The following is a 16,819-nucleotide window of genomic DNA, read 5'->3' on the forward strand; positions in this document are numbered from 1 at the left end:
CGCTAATCACTCAAAGATTACGTATGCGCTTACATTACTTAATAAATATATTATAATTAGTTTATTTTTAAGTATATAGATTTATGTGTCTTAAACATGGATTCATGATTGATTTTTTTGTCGTGTAAGTTCTGATGCCTTGTGTATATCTTGAATGAACATGTAGTTCTCCTATACTAGGAGATAGCATTTTCCCACCAATCAGCTTGCATTTCCTCCGCATCTCCTTTACAATTTATTCTCTTTTAAGAAAGAGGTTGTTTTAAAAGATCAATAAACACACCTTTTAAAACAACCCCTTTTAGCATCTTCATTCTAATATCCACGTACATACATTTATATTTTAGTCCCCTCTAATACCCACTTTATTATTCAATGTTTTTAAAACAGTAACACGGCTCAAACGATCTACTCTGCATTATCAGTTCACTTAGAAAATGTAATTTTTATCTCTGTTGAGAGACTTACTATATTTATCGTTAACTTAATACAAGCTAATCACAACACTTATTAAAAAAATGGCTATCTTAGCTTTTTCTTTTAATAGTTTTACACTTATTTCTTTAAAAAAAGGGACTACTTTACTAATCGCCTTTTACCTAAGCCCATAAATGCATCTCAATAAAAACAAGTAATGTTTTAGCTAACCGATTTTTCCAACATACACTACTAACTATTCTCCTCTTGTTTACTAACGTTACATCACAAACAAAAAATCAAGTGATACTCACGTAAACCAAAATCTTAAAAAAGTCACTCTACTCAGACCCATTCTTATGTTAATATATACCTAACATGGAAAAAGGAGATGCAACTATGGCTAATCCTAATACACATAACACACGGAAATCGATTTTATTACTTGCACTAGACTTTATTCTAGTTGGTATATCTCTCATTTGCTTACTTTATCTTCTCACCATTTACGACACTGTTTCACATCCAATTTTATTACTTATTACGTTTTCGATCATTATAATCTGCTCAACCATTCGGCTTATCTGTACATTACGCACTATGAATAAAAAGAGCTGACTGCAAACGATCAGCCAGCACATTCTTCCTTTTAATAACTTACCTGATGCTTACGAAACACACGATAAATGAACCCAATCAAGCAAACGGAAATAATCGTATATATGATCACTTGCAAGACGGGGTATAAAATCGGTTGCCCTAGCACGTTATAAGCATTGAATGATGAAAATAACCTCTCGATTCGTAACGTTTCCATATAACTAAAAGACGTTAGAAAGTGTGCCCATTGATATTCTGAACCGATCACATTCATTACGCGAGGTAAACCTAAAACCACGCCAGAAACAAAAAACGTAACGAGTGCATTTCTCGTAAAAACGGAGGCGCTAAGAACGACTAATGCGAAAGCAACACTTCCAAAAAATTGCACACTTAATGTAACAGCATAAAATTGCCAAACCTCCCATGCAAATGGAGAGTTAAAATAATTTGAATACGGAGACGCCGTTTTCAAGCTTTGAATCGGCGCATTCCACCCTTGTATCCCACCATACTTATTAAGCTGTAAAATAAAATTAAAGACATGCAACGATAGAAATATTGTAACGATATAAGTAACAGCTGCCATTAATTTCGCGGTCACCAAATGACTCTTTCCATTCTTCGTCGCTAAAATGAGCCCTGTTGTCCTTTGAGTAAATTCATCTGCAAAAACAGGAGATAAGCCAATCAAAATTAAAATGGCTAATAAAATAACAGAAAAAAACGGCTCGATGAAATGAAACATTCCTAACCACGCTTGAACAATATAAAAGCCATAGGAACTCTCAACTTCCTTTAGCATCCCAAGTTCCTTTTCAGCTACTCTATAGTCATAACGACTAGCACTTAACCTGTCCATTTGTTCCTTCAGTTCATTCTGACGAGCCGTATTCTCTTGTAACCCTAGTCCTGCTAGAGACACTAAGTAATAGACTTCTCCAGCTATTCTATCCTCTTCTGTATAAATACCTAGTTCATGGGCATCTGAAGCCTCCATTTGTTCACGAACATACGACTCCTTCTCTTCAGATACCGGTCCACCTAGTTCTTCATATAACTCCTCGTATATGTCACTTGCCATGTTCCAATCAGCAGGCACTCTCTCTGCATAAACCATTAAAGCAAGCACAAGAGCAAACACGACGTAACTACTTTTACGTGTAAATATCTTATAGCATTCATGCTTATACATTCTCCTGAACCTCCTCATAGAAATGGTACAAATACACATCCTCTAATGTAGGGGGCACTGCCTTTGCATGATCAAACGGCTGTTCATCACTGACAATGCGAACTTCGACTTCGTGCTCTTTTCTCTGAATATTACCGACTTTATAATGAGTTTGTACCAAGTGCAATTCTTCTTGTTTCATGAGCACCTTCCACACCTTACCATCCATTTCAGCTAGTAGACCGTCTACATTGCTCGTTTGCTTCAAGCTTCCATTTTCCATGATGAATATTTCTTTTGCGATATATTCAATGTCAGAAACAATATGTGTAGATAATAATACAATTCTTTCCTGAGAAATATCTGATAATAAATTCCGAAATCGAATTCGTTCTTTCGGATCAAGTCCAGCCGTTGGTTCATCGACAACTACGATACGTGGATCATTTAATAATGCTTGTGCAATTCCAAGGCGTCGTTTCATCCCACCTGAAAATGTCCTCACCTTCTTTTTCCGACTCTCCTCTAGATGGACAATCTTCAATACTTCAGTTACCTTCTCTTTTGTCTGCTGCTTATCGAGCCCTTTTAAGCTAGCAAAATAATTAAGAAAACGTTCAGCAGTAAAATGAGGATACATGCCAAAGTCTTGTGGCAAATACCCTAATAAATCTCGATACTTTTCATCCAACAACGATATATCCTTCCCATCTAACAAGATTCTACCTGAAGTTGGTTTTAAAATATGTGCAGTCATTCTCATCAACGTTGTCTTCCCTGAACCATTTGGCCCTAACAACGCATAGACACCCTCTGTTAGTTCTGCCGAAAAGGGCTCCACCGCCCATGTATCCTTAAACTTCTTCGCAACGTTATCAAAAACTAGCTTCACCGATTCCCACCCTTTCATATGATGAATATTTCCTTACCGTGCGCTTAAGCTGAATGACACATAGAGTGGCTCCTACTAGTAAGAACACGACGTGTAGAACAAGATTCACATGAGTGATAACCTCTACCCATGAATGTTGTGAGAACAAAAGAAAGCTAAACATGGCCCATAACGCCATAAATAAAGGGACAAACACCAATCCACGAACATGTACGCTAATAAATAAAGCAAGAGCCACAAACCATGTAAAAGGTGTCATCCAAGTTAACGAAACCTCCCAAAGAGAATAATGAGGAAGATTCGGCATGACTAAAATCGTCACACCAACCATTAGGATGATGTTATAGACAGAAATGATGAAAAGTCTTGAAAGAACGACTTCATAAACAGAATGTTTACATGCCATCTCCATCTCAAGTAGTCCTTTATCTCTTGCACGAAACACTTCTAATAGCCCTAATGCAAAGGGAAGAGGAGCTAATAAAATAAGAATAAAGAGTGGGTTTGTCATCGTCACATTCGAGATATAGTAACCAATAAATAATAGAAAACAACTTATAGCCCAAAACCCTTTATGAATAAACGCTATCTCCCTTCCTGCCCGAGAAACCAACGCTCTCATCTTCTCGATTTTTGAACTAGCCTGCGTTTCTTTCTGAGGAACATATTGCCTTAATGAATCAACAGTTGACTCAATCATCTCATCATTGGGAAATTTCACAATATAACAATCTAATTCATCCTGTAATTTCTTAAACTTATCGAAATGTTCGTTTTTCTTCACTCTCGTCCCCTCCTTTTAACCATCTTCTGAGCTTGTCTACTCCTTGCTTGACCCTTGATTTTACCGTTGCTTCCTTACTATTGGTTACTTCAGAAATCTCCTTCACCTTCAAACCGTGATAGAACCGTAAAATAATGGCCTCTCTCTGGTAATCAGGTAACTGCGCAACGGCTGCCTTTACTTTTTCACTATCAGCCTTTTTGCTAACTAAATCCCATACTGACTCCTGATGACTTGGCACATGAGTACCCAACTCTTCTTCACCAGCTTTCTTCTTATAAGCGCTACTTCGAAAATAATCACGACACTGATTAACCGCAATTTTAAGCAGCCAATGCTTAAACTCTCCACTATTGTGATAGCTGGTAATTGATTTCATCAGCTTAATAAACACTTCTTGCGTCATATCATATGCGAGATGATAGTCGCCAACTTTTCGATAAACGTATGAAAAAATAAGCTTATAATGTCTTTTGACTAGTACTTCCATCGCAGCTTGACTACCATTTATAATTTCCTCTATTAATTCTTGATCAGTCGGCATTCTCTCACCACCTCTACTTATCATAACGAAATAAAAAGAAATAAGGATTTAACATATTCATAATCATTCAACCTGTCAACTGTCTCGCAAAATCGAAACAGTCGACAGGCTTTTTGATTAGTTGCTACGATACGTCGCTTTGACTGGAATGGGGGCACGCTTTGAATAGAAGAAGTAACGTAAAAATACCTTTGAGAATTTTTTTGTCTACGTTCTGAATAATGATGACATTCTAGCTATACAATAAGGAAAGCTGAGCAACAGTCTTTTCTTAATTACGTCGTAATCGTTACAAGTGCTTGAGTTAATCTGAAGGGATCCTTCTTTCAGACTAACATGTAACGTATGAAGCCGACGCCACCCCTGAACCGGCTTACACACCCAACTTGACTACTCCTCATACTTCTTCAAAAAAGAATGCCCTAAAAGGTCTTTACCCTTTAGAACATTCTATTACAAGCACACTTATCGTTTAATTTTTTCATAATGAAAATAATCAACATCTACATACCCACCGGTTCTCTTTGTCGGATAATTAAAGATTCCAATTCGATAGCCCATAAAATGATCTAACGTATATTTCATCCGTAAAGGCTCCCCGATTTGATTCCATTCTTGTCCGTTATATGAATAATAAAATGTCGCTAAATCTTGACTATCAATAAAGTTGAAATCAACTTTGAGATCGATTACTTCCTGTTCATATGGGATATTTTCGATTTCTCTTTCATTATGTCCGTCTTCGTTCATCGTCATCACAACACGATAGTCGTTACGACCCAAAGCCTTAACACCAACCGTACCGAAATGACTTTGAAGAGCAACCATCCCTGCATGGTCACCTGCCTCCATATGAGCTAGCTCAAGCTTAATTGAAGCCGAGCATTTTGGCCCTTCTGTCCGTTGTGTTAACGTATTTCGTGCCTGTAACACACTACTTACTAGCTGACACGTTTCTAGCCGCAAATAACCTGGACGCTTTTTCACAGACCATTTATCATGATCAGGATTATGATTCCACTGCCAATTCAATGCTAGTTCATTGTCTTCATAAAAGAATTCATCACTTATGACAAGAGGCTTTTTCATTGTCGTTGTTTGCAAATCGATTTCAAACTCTTCCGGTGCCTTTCCATCGATTCCAATCATCGGCCAATCATCTTCCCAGCTTACAGGCAGTATGTATGGAATTCTTCCAACCGCATCATGGTCTTGAAACAACATCGCAAACCACTCATTAGTCGGTGTATCGAAAATAGCACCTTGAGCAATCCCTTTATTAAAATATCCCATATCGTCATCCAAAATAACTTTACGTTCATATTCTCCAAGTAGCTCCTTAGAACGATATGCGATTTGCCGTCTTCTCTGATTTCCTCCTGTTGGCCATTCAATAAATAGTAAGTAGTAGTAACCGTTCAGTTTGTAAGCATGGCACCCTTCGCATCGAAGACCGATCCCTTCCTTTTCAGTTTCTAGCAGCAGCTCGTTCACTCCACCCTCTTTGACTGCTTTTACATCCTCTGTTAGCTCTGTCATTCGGATATCACCACAGCCATAGATCACATAGACGCGCTCCTCATCTAATAACAGAGCGGGATCATGGTAAATGCCTTCAATCGTTGAACGCTCCCACTCACCTTTTTCAATATCTTTAGTCTGATAAATGTAAAATTGATTCATATCATTACTAGAGAAGCAAACATAGAATGTTCCATTATGATGGCGTAAGCTAGCCGCCCACGACCCTTGTCCATAAATTCCTTTCTCATCTAACAGACAATGAGCATCATTGTCCTCTAACGTATCAAACACATAACCAACTATCTCCCAATCAGCCAAATTTTCTGACTTCATAATCGGACAGCCTGGTACTGTATGCATACTCGTACTCACCATATAATAAACAGAGTCAACCCGAATCACATCAACATCGGGAATATCAGCCCAGTATATGGGGTTCCTTATCATTGTTTTTGTCATACGATCTATCTCCCTTTTTCACCTGTATTGATAAACCTTTTATTTAACACTATAACAAAATAAACACAAAATAGAAATATAACTATTAATTATTTCATAATTATATTATCATTATACGTAAAAAATCCTATTACGAATTCAATTGAATTCGTAATAGGATTTTTTATATTTATGCTAGTTGGTTTAACAATTGAGTCAATGAGTAGACAATATCTTCTTTCTCATTGACTAGATTATTCAGTTCCTTACGATCCGCTTGTAGGTCGTATAATTCCATTCCCTGTTCACCATGTTCTATCAATTTATATTGATGAGTACGAACCATTTTAATTTGATTCCATTGAGCATATTGAAATGCTTTATGATTGCCTCTTGCTTGCCCTTTAATGATCGGATACAATGTTTTTCCATCTATATTATGTGAGGTACAATCAATACCAGCCATTTCCAAAATGGTCGGAAACAAGTCGATCAGTTCCACTAATTCGTCATTCTTCGTTCCAGCAATATGATTTTCAGTTGGATCTGAAATAATTAACGGAACACGTACAGCTCCTTCATACATCACATTTTTTCTAAACAATCCATGATCACCTAGCATTTCGCCATGATCAGAAGCAAATAGAACAATCGTCTCTCGTTCCTCATGGCGTTCATTTATACGATCAACCAATGCTCCTACCCATTCATCTAAATGTGTAATCATTGCTACATAATGCCTTTTCACTTCATTTAATGCCTCTTCTGTCAGATTCGCACTATGATCCTTTTGTCTTCTAATAATCCAAGACGGCTTACCTGTTTGTTTTTTAGGAATAGATAGAGGGAACAGAGTATCCTTATACATATCATAATAACGCTTTGGTGCATCCCACGGATCGTGAGGGCTTAAGAAGTTCACACTACAAAACCACGGATTCTCAGATGAAGCCTCTTCTATAAAGGAGCACGCCTGCCTCCCCACAAAAGAATCAATACGATCTTGTTCTTCTAGGATAGAACAGGACGAATACCACGGTGGCCGTCGTTCTCTGCCACGATAGTCTTCTATGTAGGTTTGCAGCAACCCTTTTTCTTCAAGGTAATATTGATAGGGTCCTGTCAACAACTGTCCTTGACCATTTTTTATATGAGATTTCGCTGAGCTCATCTTCCCTTCCGTTTCAAATGGATGTGTATATCCAAAATGATAATTAATCGGTTTATTTCCTTTTTCTCCATATTGAAGGTCTGATTTATGTAACTCAAGCTTTCCAATTCCAGCAACTTGATAACCAGCCTGGCGTAATTCCTGCATATACGTTTTCTGATTTAAAGGAAAATGCTGATCATTATTTAACACATTGATCCGATGCGGATATCGACCACTCATCATTGATGCGCGACTAGGAACACACGCTGGGCTATTACAAACTGCCTGAGTAAATGTCACGCCCCGCTTCGCCAAGCGATTAATATGCGGGGTATGCACAACCGTTTGTGCATACCCAAGGTAATCAGCCCGCAATTGATCAAGTAAAATGAGTAAAATATTCGGCCGTCTCTCCTTACTACTCATTAAACACTCAAACTTTTCTTTAATGTTTTTTTAACTAAACGGGCTGCCTTTACCTTTTCCTTTAAACATGGTGAAATCTCGATATCATAAGCATTTCTCATAATCACATCTTTCAATTCTTGAATAGTAGAGACTTCTTCTCTCAAATCATTATAAACACTACCAAATTGAAGAGAGTGATGAGTGTCACTTCCCGCAACAACAGGAAGCTGTAATTCATTTGCAAAAATAACTAATTCCATTCTCATTTTCAGGCCTTGATGGTATAAATCTGTCGCATTTAAATCTAAAGCATCTAATTGCTTTAAACGCCCCTTATCAAGATGAGCTAGCCCTTTGGATTCTCTAAATGGATGTGCACCGATTTTCAAGACATGATAAGGACGAACGAATGCTAATAAGCTATCAAAAGGAATAAAGCTCTCTTTTGCACGATACGGAACTAAGAATTCATTTATCTCTTTCATGTCTTGACGTTTTCCGATGAGGAGAATATGACCGACCTCTTGAATATCAACCTCCATCCCAGGAAATACTCGCAAGCCCTCCACATCATAGTAGTCATTCATATAAGAATAATGGGCATCTAATGTATCATAAATAAATTCAAAGTTAGTCGTATTAAAATGCTCTGTTAACGCAAAGCCACTTAAACCAATTTCTTTCGCTTGTAGAACATGCTCACGAAACCCATCTAACGTAAATTCTGCTTTTTTACTCAACTTTCCATGTGTATGCAAATCAATCTTCATTATATACCTCCATTTTCATTGACGCGCAGTGTTATATTCAAAATATAATTGATTCACTTCATCGATGATTTCTTGTCCACCATTCTCAAGCCATTGTTCAACAGCTAATTGAACATCCTCCATCCCTCTTCTACCGACCACAACCTCTGTTAACATTTGCTCGAACTCCGCATTTAGCTGCGCACCGATTTCAACATTTTTGTCCGAGACTAATCCGGGGTTATCATCCTCCCAAATATACTTCTCATTCATTTCATATTGAGCAGCTAACTCTTGCTCAAACTCTTCACCTAACCACCAGTAAGCCCGATGCAACGGATTCCATGCTCTTAATATATCCGTTCCAATTGATGCCGGCTCATGCTCTTCCCATGCATCTAATTGTTCAACCGTACCATCTTCATGAACCGTATAATGAATATCCTCTAAACCATGACGTGTAATTTCATATCCTTCCGTAATGTTCCATTCATAGATCGCTAGAATTCGATGCGCCTTTTCCTGAGTAACATTAGCATTAATCACCTTTTTAAAATAACTAGGCCTTGTCGGTGTCGTTCTTTCCCCATCTGGACCAGCTGGAGGGGGAAGGAACGTCAACGCCGCATCCGGATCATGAGCTTTAATATCCTCTGCTTCTTTCCTATGAACACTATTTGGATTCACGTATTCAATACCAGCAATTCCTTCACTCAAGCGTTCATTAGCATCACGCCAATCGCTATGCAGCATGAAATCCTTATCTAACACATCCTCCTCATAAGCCTTCCTCATAAATGTAATATATTCTGTTAACTCATCCAATTGCGCTTGATATGGCACAAGCTCACCGTCAATTTCTTTCCATTCTCGCGCAAGCCCGAATGCTCCGCCTCTCCATGCTGTTCCTTCTTCTGCAAACAAGCCTAGAGCAGAAAAGCCGATTGTATCATTCCGACCAGTCCCATTTGGATCTTGATTAGCGAACGCATGAGCCACCTCATAAAATTCTTCCAATGTATCCGGTACGTCTAATCCAAGATTATCGAGCCAATCTTGACGGATCGCAAGTACATTTCTTGTTTGCAAGCGGTATTCAGGCACCCCAAAATAGTGCCCTGGTGGATTTAACACTTCCCATGCCCACGTCGGTATTCCAGCTTCAAGCTCCGGATGGTATTCAAGCAAAGGTTTCACATCATAATAAGCACCGCGTTCTGCCCAATCATTAAACATTCGTGGATCATTATAACCGAAGCGCCAAATATCTGGTAAATCACCACTTGCTGCAAGAGTACTTAAATACGTATCAAAATCATCACGATCATAATAGTGGATATCAAACGTGACATTAAATTTTTCTTCAATGTATTCAAATACTGCGTTACCTTCATATTGAATGGGTGAACCAGTTGTTAGCATCGAAATCGTTAAATGTTCATCAAAGTTATATGGTTCAAAGTCATCTACTACCTCTGCATCTAATAATTCTTTATTTTCCTCTGTTTGCATAGTCTCTTCACTATTAGTAGCACAACCTACGACAACTAAAACGAACAGCAATAACAATACAAACCATCCATATTTCTTCATTCTTATTCCATCCTCCTTTTTTAACTACCTTAGACAAACATCACCATAATCTTATGAATAACAAACGGTTCATCAACCAACTCCTTTCTGTTCATTTTCTCCTCCTACTCCTTCACAGACCCTAATAAAAAACCTTTATTAAAATACTTCTGAAAGAAAGGAAACACGATAATAAGAGGCGTAATCGTAATCACAATCGCAGCCATCGGAACAGCTGGACTAAATAAAATGTCTGCTGTTTCACTTCCTAATAATTCTTCATCCTGTATGATCAACCGCCTAAGCATGACTTGTAACGGCATTAGACTTTGATCATGTAAATACAAAATTGCTTCAAAATAAGAGTTCCAATGCGCAACCATATAAAAAATCGTAAAGGTTGCAATCGCCGGCTTCGCTAATGGTAAGGCAACCGTCAGTAGTAAACGCCACTCCCCACAACCATCAATTCTTGCTGCATCCTCTAACTCACGTGGAATATTACCAAACAAGCCACGCATAACGATTAAATAAAACGGAGAAATCGCACTCGTTAACCAGATCGCCCAATACGAATCAAGCAGCCCTAAGCTATTTACAATTAAGTAAAGTGGAATCATCCCACCACTAAAAAGCATTGTAAATAAAACCATAAAATTGATCACTGTGCGTCCTGGTAGCCATTTTTTTGATAAGCCATATGCCATCAACGTAGTGAGTAAAACATTCAAAAACGTCCCTACCACTGTAATCACTACCGCGTTTTTAAAGGCATTTAGAAACTCCTTGTTATTCATTAAATAGATATAAGCATCAAACGTAAGCTCTCTCGGTATGATAAAAAAGCCTCTAGTTACAAATTCACTTCGTTCTGCGATTGAACTACCGTACACATAGAGCAACGGTAATAGAACTGTTAATGTAATGAGAGAGATCATCGTACAGACAATAAGATCGAATAGTTTATCCTCTGTTAGCTTAAGCTTCCTCATTAATAAACCCCTTCCTTCCCCATCTTCTTTGCAATCGTATTTGCGACCATGACCATACTAAGTGCTATCACTGATTTAAATAAACCAACTGCAGTCGTATAGCTAAATTGCCCACCAATAACACCTGCACGATACACATATGTATCAAATACATCTGAAACACTCATGTTCAAGGAATTTTGAAGTAAGTAAATATGAGTAAAGCTTAAATCCATAAACCCACCAAAGCGTAAGATCAACATAATCACAATTAAATACATAATTGAAGGAAGTGTAATATACCAAATCATTTGCAATCTAGTTGCCCCATCCACCCTAGCAGCTTCATACAACTGTGGATTAATAGAAGACATCGCCGCCAAATAAACGATCGCATCCCAACCCATCCCATTCCAAATATTATGAATGACCCATAACGGTCGAAAATAACCTGGATCTGTCATAAGTTCAATCCGATCAAATCTAAGATCAACAAGCAGGTTATTGATGCTTCCATTTTGTGTCGAGAACATCATAACGGTGATCCCAACGATAACAACCCATGATACAAAGTGCGGTGTGTATAAAATCGTTTGAATGGTTGTCCGAAAAAAACGTAACCGAATTTCATTTAATAGTAGAGCTAATAGAATAGGTGCAGGAAAATAAAAGATAATATCATAAATACTCAACACAAATGTATTCCATAATAAACTTAAGAAAACACGCTCTTCAAACAGTCGAATAAAATGTTCAATTCCTACCCACTCACTTTGGAAGAAGCCTTTAAACGGATCATATTCCATAAAGGCAACGGACAAGCCAACCATCGGTCCATATTTAAACAAGAGGAAGAACAGTACACCAGGTAACATCATGATATAAAGAGGAATCCCTCTTTTTATCAATCTGATTCGTTCGTTCTTCTTATTTATTCTTACATGTTTATTGCTATGTAATTCTGTGTTTGCTTGAGACATACAGACCTCCTCATTTATGTTGTATAGACGTCTTCGTAATTTGATCGTACTAGACTTTCATTAAGCTATTGTTTAAAACGTGTAAATTTTCTATGAAATTTTCTTAATACACTTTTTACAAATAGCATTAAACCCTTGCATTATACCGATTTCGATATAAAAAAATAATCTCTTTCTATAAATTAAAATCATTTAATAGTTCAAAGAATGGTATACTCAAAATAAAAAGAGGTCTAGAGGTGGATAAAATGTCAAAGAAAACATTAGACAAACCTAGTTATTTAGTGATTAAAGAACAGATAGAAGACATGATCACATCTGGCCAATTAGCAATTGGGGGAAAACTACCCTCAGAAATGCAAATGGCCAAATCCTTTCACGTTAGCAGAGAAACGTTTCGTTCCGCGATAAAGTTATTAGAACAAGAAGGAAAAGTAAATGTGAAGCATGGCGTTGGTACATTTGTTACAACACCTCTACCAAACATTGATAACAGTTTAGAAAAACTAACGAAGATCGGAGAATTAATCCAGTCAGCAGGATTAATCGAAGGAGAAAAAAAGGAGTATTCCGATGTCGTACCGGCTACAAGAGAATGGGCAGACTATTTATCTATTAATGAGGGAGAACCCATTGTCCAACATGAACGTATTCGTACTGCAAACGGCGAACCTGTCGTCTGCTCATTGAACCTTATGCCAAAATCCATTGTAGGAAATGTATTCGAACAAGAGGAGCTACATGGTTCCTTAACAGAGTTCCTAGAGAATAACTGTCACATTAGAACCGTACGTAGCGATACTGAGCTAGCCGTCCCTCTTCATATTGACCGCTATTGTCAAAAGCTACTCATCCACCCTCATACGACGGTTATGCAAATGATACAGTTACATTACGATGAGCTAAACAGACCAGTAATGCTGAGCTACGACTACTTGCGCAATGACATTTTCAAATTCAGGATTAGAAGAACGCGTTAAGGCCATTAGGAATGAAATACCCTCAACTATTAGAATCACTAACAGTTGAGGGTATTAATACTAATGCTTGATGCTTTTTTAATCTAAAAAGTAACCTTCAAATATATCAAGTAAATACTCAAGTGTGATCGGGTCACTATAGGTCGATGCTTTACTATTAATTTCAATGACTTGATCGTTTTGAACAGCCGGCACGTTCTGCCATGTATTCAGTTCAAACATTGAATCATCAGCATCCGGATTTTTACTTAAGACTATATAATCTCCAGCAAACTCAGGAACAGCTTCTAAAGAGAGTGTATAAACACCCGATTCCAGAGCCATTTCTTCTACTTGTTCAGGCATGTTCAGTTTCATTTCTTGATAAAGAATTTCTGTCCCACGTGCATAATCATCTCCAAATACATAAAGCTCATCATTTCCATTTTCAAAAACAGAAACAGTCGCATCCTCACCGATTAGCGCTCTAACCTCATCTCCAGTTGATTGAGCGCGATTTTGAAAATCCTCTATCCATGCTGCCGCTTCTTCTTCTTTATTCAAGAGCTTCCCAATGTCAAGCTGCTGCGATAAATAGTCTAATGCACCCCAAGTGTAAACAACAGTCGGTGCAATTTTACTTAGGCTATCAAGATTCTCTTGCCAAGATCCGGCAATAATTAAATCCGGATTTAGTTCCTGAATTTTCTCCAAGGTTGCATCTGATACGATTTCAACGCCTTTAAGTCGTTCTGTAAATAGAGGATTAGCTTCTGTCCATTCATCAATTCCGACGATGTTTCCATCTAATGCAAGAACATTCGGTCCGTTAGTAAGGGCAACTATTCTCTGCGGATTAGCAGGAACCTCAACTGGTCCTAGCTCTGACTCATACGTTATCATTTCAGCATCAGCCTCTGGATCACTTTCTTTCGAATTACTTACATCTGTTGACTCGTCACTTCCACAAGCACTTAGAACGAGTATGAAAATTAACAACAATGAAATTAATAGCTTTTTCATTTGTACTTCCCCTTTTTATAATTTTAATCGTTTGTCATCTATCGAATAGATATCGATGATCATCAATATCTATGATAAGAGCTTCATATAGTATATAACAATGAGAATCATTGTCAATTGAATCTTTGAAAAATAAATAGCTTTCTTCTCATCATCAGACTTAAAACTCCTCTGATCTTTATAGTTTCTATTTATAAAAAAACCTCAATCGTTAGCTGCTACTAACAATTGAGGAACAGACATTATTCATATTTATTTCTACTAATCCAATAATCAATCGTTAAAAAATGTTTTCCACACAACCACATACGATGGTTCGCTTTCAATATCGACTCACTACCGTCTTCCACCCTTAACTGAAAACGTTCATCAAGAGGCAAGCGAATCACAAACCATTTTGTGACATAATAAATGCCTTCATCACCTTTCCCAAATTTATTCGGTTGACTCGTCAACACAAGACCATCGTCTCCGTGTTCAAACTCGTTATTTTCAAAGCGAAGAACGGCTGTCATTTGGCCGAGTGGAAGAGGCAGTGCGATGTTTAAATATTTTTTCTCTCCATAAGTATGATAAGAGTATGAGGCTACAAAAACAGCCTTTCCCGACTCTTTATCAGTTCGTATCCACGCGCGAGGTCGCTCTCTTCCATCTTCATTAGGATCTATCGCAATCAGCTTACTGTTTACTTCAAGCTCTTCCTTTTGATCATGTAATGGCAAATCAATTTGCTCCATTTTTCTACTGATCCATTTATATAGCTTCGATAACAATCGAAATCCCTTATGCCAATATGTTTTTGATACTAGCTTGAAGGAAAGGGGATTCTCATAGAACTGTCTAATCTCATCATTCACTCGATGAGGATCAAAATCATATTGATCGAATAAACTTAAATCATCCATTAGCCCTTGGTAACGACTATCAGCTTTTAATTGATTCCTCTCAAAAAAATTTGCTCCTATTTTCCACTTTCCTGTGATGTGGCTAAATGGGATTCCATATATGTTCATAGACATTTTAGGCAAGATTATTAGCCAGCCTAATACACCAATTAACACAAAGCCAAACGCATTACCAATTCCGTGTAATGTCACCATATCAGGGATAAGGATCAGGTCAACTCGCAATAAGCGACCAAGTCCATAATAAAAGGCAAGAAACATCGTAAACAGAAGAATCAAACCCGATAAACTAATTAAAAGATACCCGACCAAATGTGCTTGTTTCTTTCGTACATATTTAATAACGAGAAGTGTATACATCCATAAACATAGTACAAACAATACAACAAAAGTAAATTCAACCAAACGAGAGTATGTAATACCAACTGCCACACCTATCGGGCTAATCATGACCCCGATCGTTGCCAGCCGATAGGTTATAGGCATATACTCATTCTCCCTAAGCACTCTTCCTAACAACCCAAGAAAAATAGGAGTCACAAAGGCTGAATAATGAAAATGAATGGCTGTTAATAGGATAATTAATGAACCAAAATTCATCACATCGATTCCAAATTGAGACAACGTAAACCAGCCACCGCCGAGCAAGAGATACATTAAGCCAATGTCAATACTCATCTCCTCAAGAAGTGCCAATCCCCTTGCCGCCAACCTAATGAATCCATAGACAAACACTATACCTGTCCACAATAACCAACCAACAGATACCATCCCAGCTAGTACCCCTGGTGAAAAGAAAAAAGATATAAATGCCATTAGTGAACCAACCGAAAATAAATGAACAGCGATTCTGTACGTTTTAAAGTATTCGCCATGACGATCCTTCGTTTCTGTCAAGTAAAGAATCAACGGTACGAGCACAAGTATGGAAAATAATAACAGTCGTTCAATTAGTCCGATATCAACAATAAAAAAAGACGCAAGCCAAACGGCAAGTCCAGCTATTGCTTGTATCATGATCGTTCTTGTCATCGTTCTCTCCTTTTTAAAGCAAGTTCAATGGTTTTTCTTTACGTGGTTTCACCTCACTCGGAAGATTCCCATTAAAGTCATAATATTGAACCGTAAACGTTCCTTTATAGCCAAAAATCGTTCCGAAATAACGATTTTTCACATCCACTTCAATGTGATACCTATTTTGCTCATCATTAAACCATTCCTTCGCAGTTGCTTTTGCTGAGAAAAGACTTGGAAGTTTCAAAATTTTTTGCTCTCTATTAATAAACAGTGGCCCAGATACGAGCTTTATTCCTCCATTTGACAAAACGTCTATATCAAGTTTTGTAACTAAGTCCTGATCAGAACCTAAGTAATCTATAACCTTCTTCTGCTTTTCACTATAAACCATCGTTGCGTCAAAATGTCTAATTTGCTTAAAATGAAATCTTCGTATCCAAGACATGCAGTCCTGTCCAAATGAGTTCATATATGCATAATTCTCTAAGGAAAATGGAATATTTTGTCCACGTTCTGAGAAAGTCAAATGTTTCATTCCCCCAAAATGAAGAAATGGGCGCATCCAGAAGCGGCCACCCCATATTTCATTCATGACTCCCTCGGCTCTGCTTGCCACAGCTTGTCCACTCGACAATGCAAACTTACGCTGAATTTTCGGATGTAAGTATTGGTAATCTTCTCCCAAAGCTCTTTCATAGATTGATGGCAT

General features: G+C 37.7%; 14 protein-coding genes. 1 reads left to right on the forward strand and 13 read right to left on the reverse strand.

Annotated features, from left to right (window positions below; translation table 11 throughout):
- Positions 1-1,066: 1,066 nt before the first annotated feature.
- The 10 genes from MW695_RS12860 to MW695_RS12905 all read right to left on the reverse strand — a co-directional run bounded on the left by MW695_RS12860 (position 1,067) and on the right by MW695_RS12905 (position 12,206).
- The gene (locus MW695_RS12860; protein ID WP_247105756.1) at positions 1,067-2,212 is read right to left on the reverse strand and encodes a hypothetical protein; all 1,146 of its coding nucleotides are present in this window, start codon (positions 2,210-2,212) and stop codon (positions 1,067-1,069) included.
- Positions 2,205-3,083 carry an ABC transporter ATP-binding protein gene (locus tag MW695_RS12865; protein ID WP_247105757.1) on the reverse strand — a complete coding sequence of 293 codons (879 nt, stop codon included), beginning with the start codon at positions 3,081-3,083 and terminating at the stop codon, positions 2,205-2,207. Before MW695_RS12865 ends, MW695_RS12860 begins: the two co-directional genes overlap by 8 nt.
- Entirely contained in the window at positions 3,067-3,867 is an 801-nt protein-coding gene (locus tag MW695_RS12870) for a hypothetical protein (protein WP_247105758.1), read from the reverse strand. The genes MW695_RS12865 and MW695_RS12870 overlap by 17 nt, the downstream gene beginning before the upstream one ends.
- Positions 3,842-4,411 carry an RNA polymerase sigma factor gene (locus tag MW695_RS12875; protein WP_247105759.1) on the reverse strand — a complete coding sequence of 190 codons (570 nt, stop codon included), beginning with the start codon at positions 4,409-4,411 and terminating at the stop codon, positions 3,842-3,844. Before MW695_RS12875 ends, MW695_RS12870 begins: the two co-directional genes overlap by 26 nt.
- 465 nt (positions 4,412-4,876) lie before the next feature.
- On the reverse strand, positions 4,877-6,394 hold the full coding sequence (locus MW695_RS12880; RefSeq protein ID WP_247105760.1) for a glycoside hydrolase family 43 protein: 1,518 nt from the start codon (positions 6,392-6,394) through the stop codon (positions 4,877-4,879).
- A gap of 169 nt (positions 6,395-6,563) precedes the next feature.
- Positions 6,564-7,952, reverse strand: coding sequence for a sulfatase family protein (locus MW695_RS12885; protein ID WP_247105761.1), 1,389 nt, complete (start codon positions 7,950-7,952; stop codon positions 6,564-6,566).
- Positions 7,952-8,704 carry a PHP domain-containing protein gene (locus MW695_RS12890; RefSeq protein ID WP_247105762.1) on the reverse strand — a complete coding sequence of 251 codons (753 nt, stop codon included), beginning with the start codon at positions 8,702-8,704 and terminating at the stop codon, positions 7,952-7,954. The genes MW695_RS12885 and MW695_RS12890 overlap by 1 nt, the downstream gene beginning before the upstream one ends.
- 15 nt (positions 8,705-8,719) lie before the next feature.
- On the reverse strand, positions 8,720-10,276 hold the full coding sequence (locus tag MW695_RS12895; protein ID WP_247105763.1) for a type 2 periplasmic-binding domain-containing protein: 1,557 nt from the start codon (positions 10,274-10,276) through the stop codon (positions 8,720-8,722).
- Between the two features lie 104 nt (positions 10,277-10,380).
- Positions 10,381-11,247, reverse strand: coding sequence for a carbohydrate ABC transporter permease (locus MW695_RS12900; RefSeq protein ID WP_247105764.1), 867 nt, complete (start codon positions 11,245-11,247; stop codon positions 10,381-10,383).
- The gene (locus tag MW695_RS12905) at positions 11,247-12,206 is read right to left on the reverse strand and encodes an ABC transporter permease (protein WP_247105765.1); all 960 of its coding nucleotides are present in this window, start codon (positions 12,204-12,206) and stop codon (positions 11,247-11,249) included. The genes MW695_RS12900 and MW695_RS12905 overlap by 1 nt, the downstream gene beginning before the upstream one ends.
- Positions 12,207-12,454: 248 nt before the next feature.
- On the opposite strand from MW695_RS12905, the gene MW695_RS12910 reads away from it, so the two are divergent.
- Positions 12,455-13,186 carry a GntR family transcriptional regulator gene (locus MW695_RS12910; protein WP_247105766.1) on the forward strand — a complete coding sequence of 244 codons (732 nt, stop codon included), beginning with the start codon at positions 12,455-12,457 and terminating at the stop codon, positions 13,184-13,186.
- A 78-nt stretch (positions 13,187-13,264) separates the two neighbouring features.
- Here the strand turns inward: MW695_RS12910 and MW695_RS12915 are convergent, their stop codons facing one another.
- The 3 genes from MW695_RS12915 to MW695_RS12925 all read right to left on the reverse strand — a co-directional run bounded on the left by MW695_RS12915 (position 13,265) and on the right by MW695_RS12925 (position 16,819).
- Positions 13,265-14,188 (reverse strand): iron-hydroxamate ABC transporter substrate-binding protein, encoded by a 924-nt coding sequence (locus MW695_RS12915; RefSeq protein ID WP_247105767.1) that lies wholly within the window; start codon positions 14,186-14,188, stop codon positions 13,265-13,267.
- A 242-nt stretch (positions 14,189-14,430) separates the two neighbouring features.
- Complete coding sequence (locus MW695_RS12920) at positions 14,431-16,125, reverse strand: YndJ family protein (RefSeq protein ID WP_247105768.1); 1,695 nt, start codon at positions 16,123-16,125, stop codon at positions 14,431-14,433.
- Positions 16,126-16,138: 13 nt separating this feature from the next.
- Positions 16,139-16,819 carry a DUF4166 domain-containing protein gene (locus MW695_RS12925; protein ID WP_247105769.1) on the reverse strand — a complete coding sequence of 227 codons (681 nt, stop codon included), beginning with the start codon at positions 16,817-16,819 and terminating at the stop codon, positions 16,139-16,141.

The sequence above is a fragment of the Halalkalibacter sp. APA_J-10(15) genome (genome assembly GCF_023017105.1).
Lineage (GTDB): Bacteria > Bacillota > Bacilli > Bacillales > Bacillaceae_D > Halalkalibacter.

Bases quoted from the DNA above. Each gene is read 5' to 3' on its own strand.
- MW695_RS12860 (WP_247105756.1), bottom strand. From the start codon at position 2,212: ATGTATAAGCATGAATGCTATAAGATATTTACACGTAAAAGTAGTTAC.
- MW695_RS12875 (WP_247105759.1), bottom strand. From the start codon at position 4,411: ATGCCGACTGATCAAGAATTAATAGAGGAAATTATAAATGGTAGTCAA.
- MW695_RS12880 (WP_247105760.1), bottom strand. From the start codon at position 6,394: ATGACAAAAACAATGATAAGGAACCCCATATACTGGGCTGATATTCCC.
- MW695_RS12885 (WP_247105761.1), bottom strand. From the start codon at position 7,952: ATGAGTAGTAAGGAGAGACGGCCGAATATTTTACTCATTTTACTTGAT.
- MW695_RS12890 (WP_247105762.1), bottom strand. From the start codon at position 8,704: ATGAAGATTGATTTGCATACACATGGAAAGTTGAGTAAAAAAGCAGAA.
- MW695_RS12895 (WP_247105763.1), bottom strand. From the start codon at position 10,276: ATGAAGAAATATGGATGGTTTGTATTGTTATTGCTGTTCGTTTTAGTT.
- MW695_RS12900 (WP_247105764.1), bottom strand. From the start codon at position 11,247: ATGAGGAAGCTTAAGCTAACAGAGGATAAACTATTCGATCTTATTGTC.
- MW695_RS12905 (WP_247105765.1), bottom strand. From the start codon at position 12,206: ATGTCTCAAGCAAACACAGAATTACATAGCAATAAACATGTAAGAATA.
- MW695_RS12910 (WP_247105766.1), top strand. From the start codon at position 12,455: ATGTCAAAGAAAACATTAGACAAACCTAGTTATTTAGTGATTAAAGAA.
- MW695_RS12915 (WP_247105767.1), bottom strand. From the start codon at position 14,188: ATGAAAAAGCTATTAATTTCATTGTTGTTAATTTTCATACTCGTTCTA.
- MW695_RS12920 (WP_247105768.1), bottom strand. From the start codon at position 16,125: ATGACAAGAACGATCATGATACAAGCAATAGCTGGACTTGCCGTTTGG.
- MW695_RS12925 (WP_247105769.1), bottom strand. From the start codon at position 16,819: ATGCCATCAATCTATGAAAGAGCTTTGGGAGAAGATTACCAATACTTA.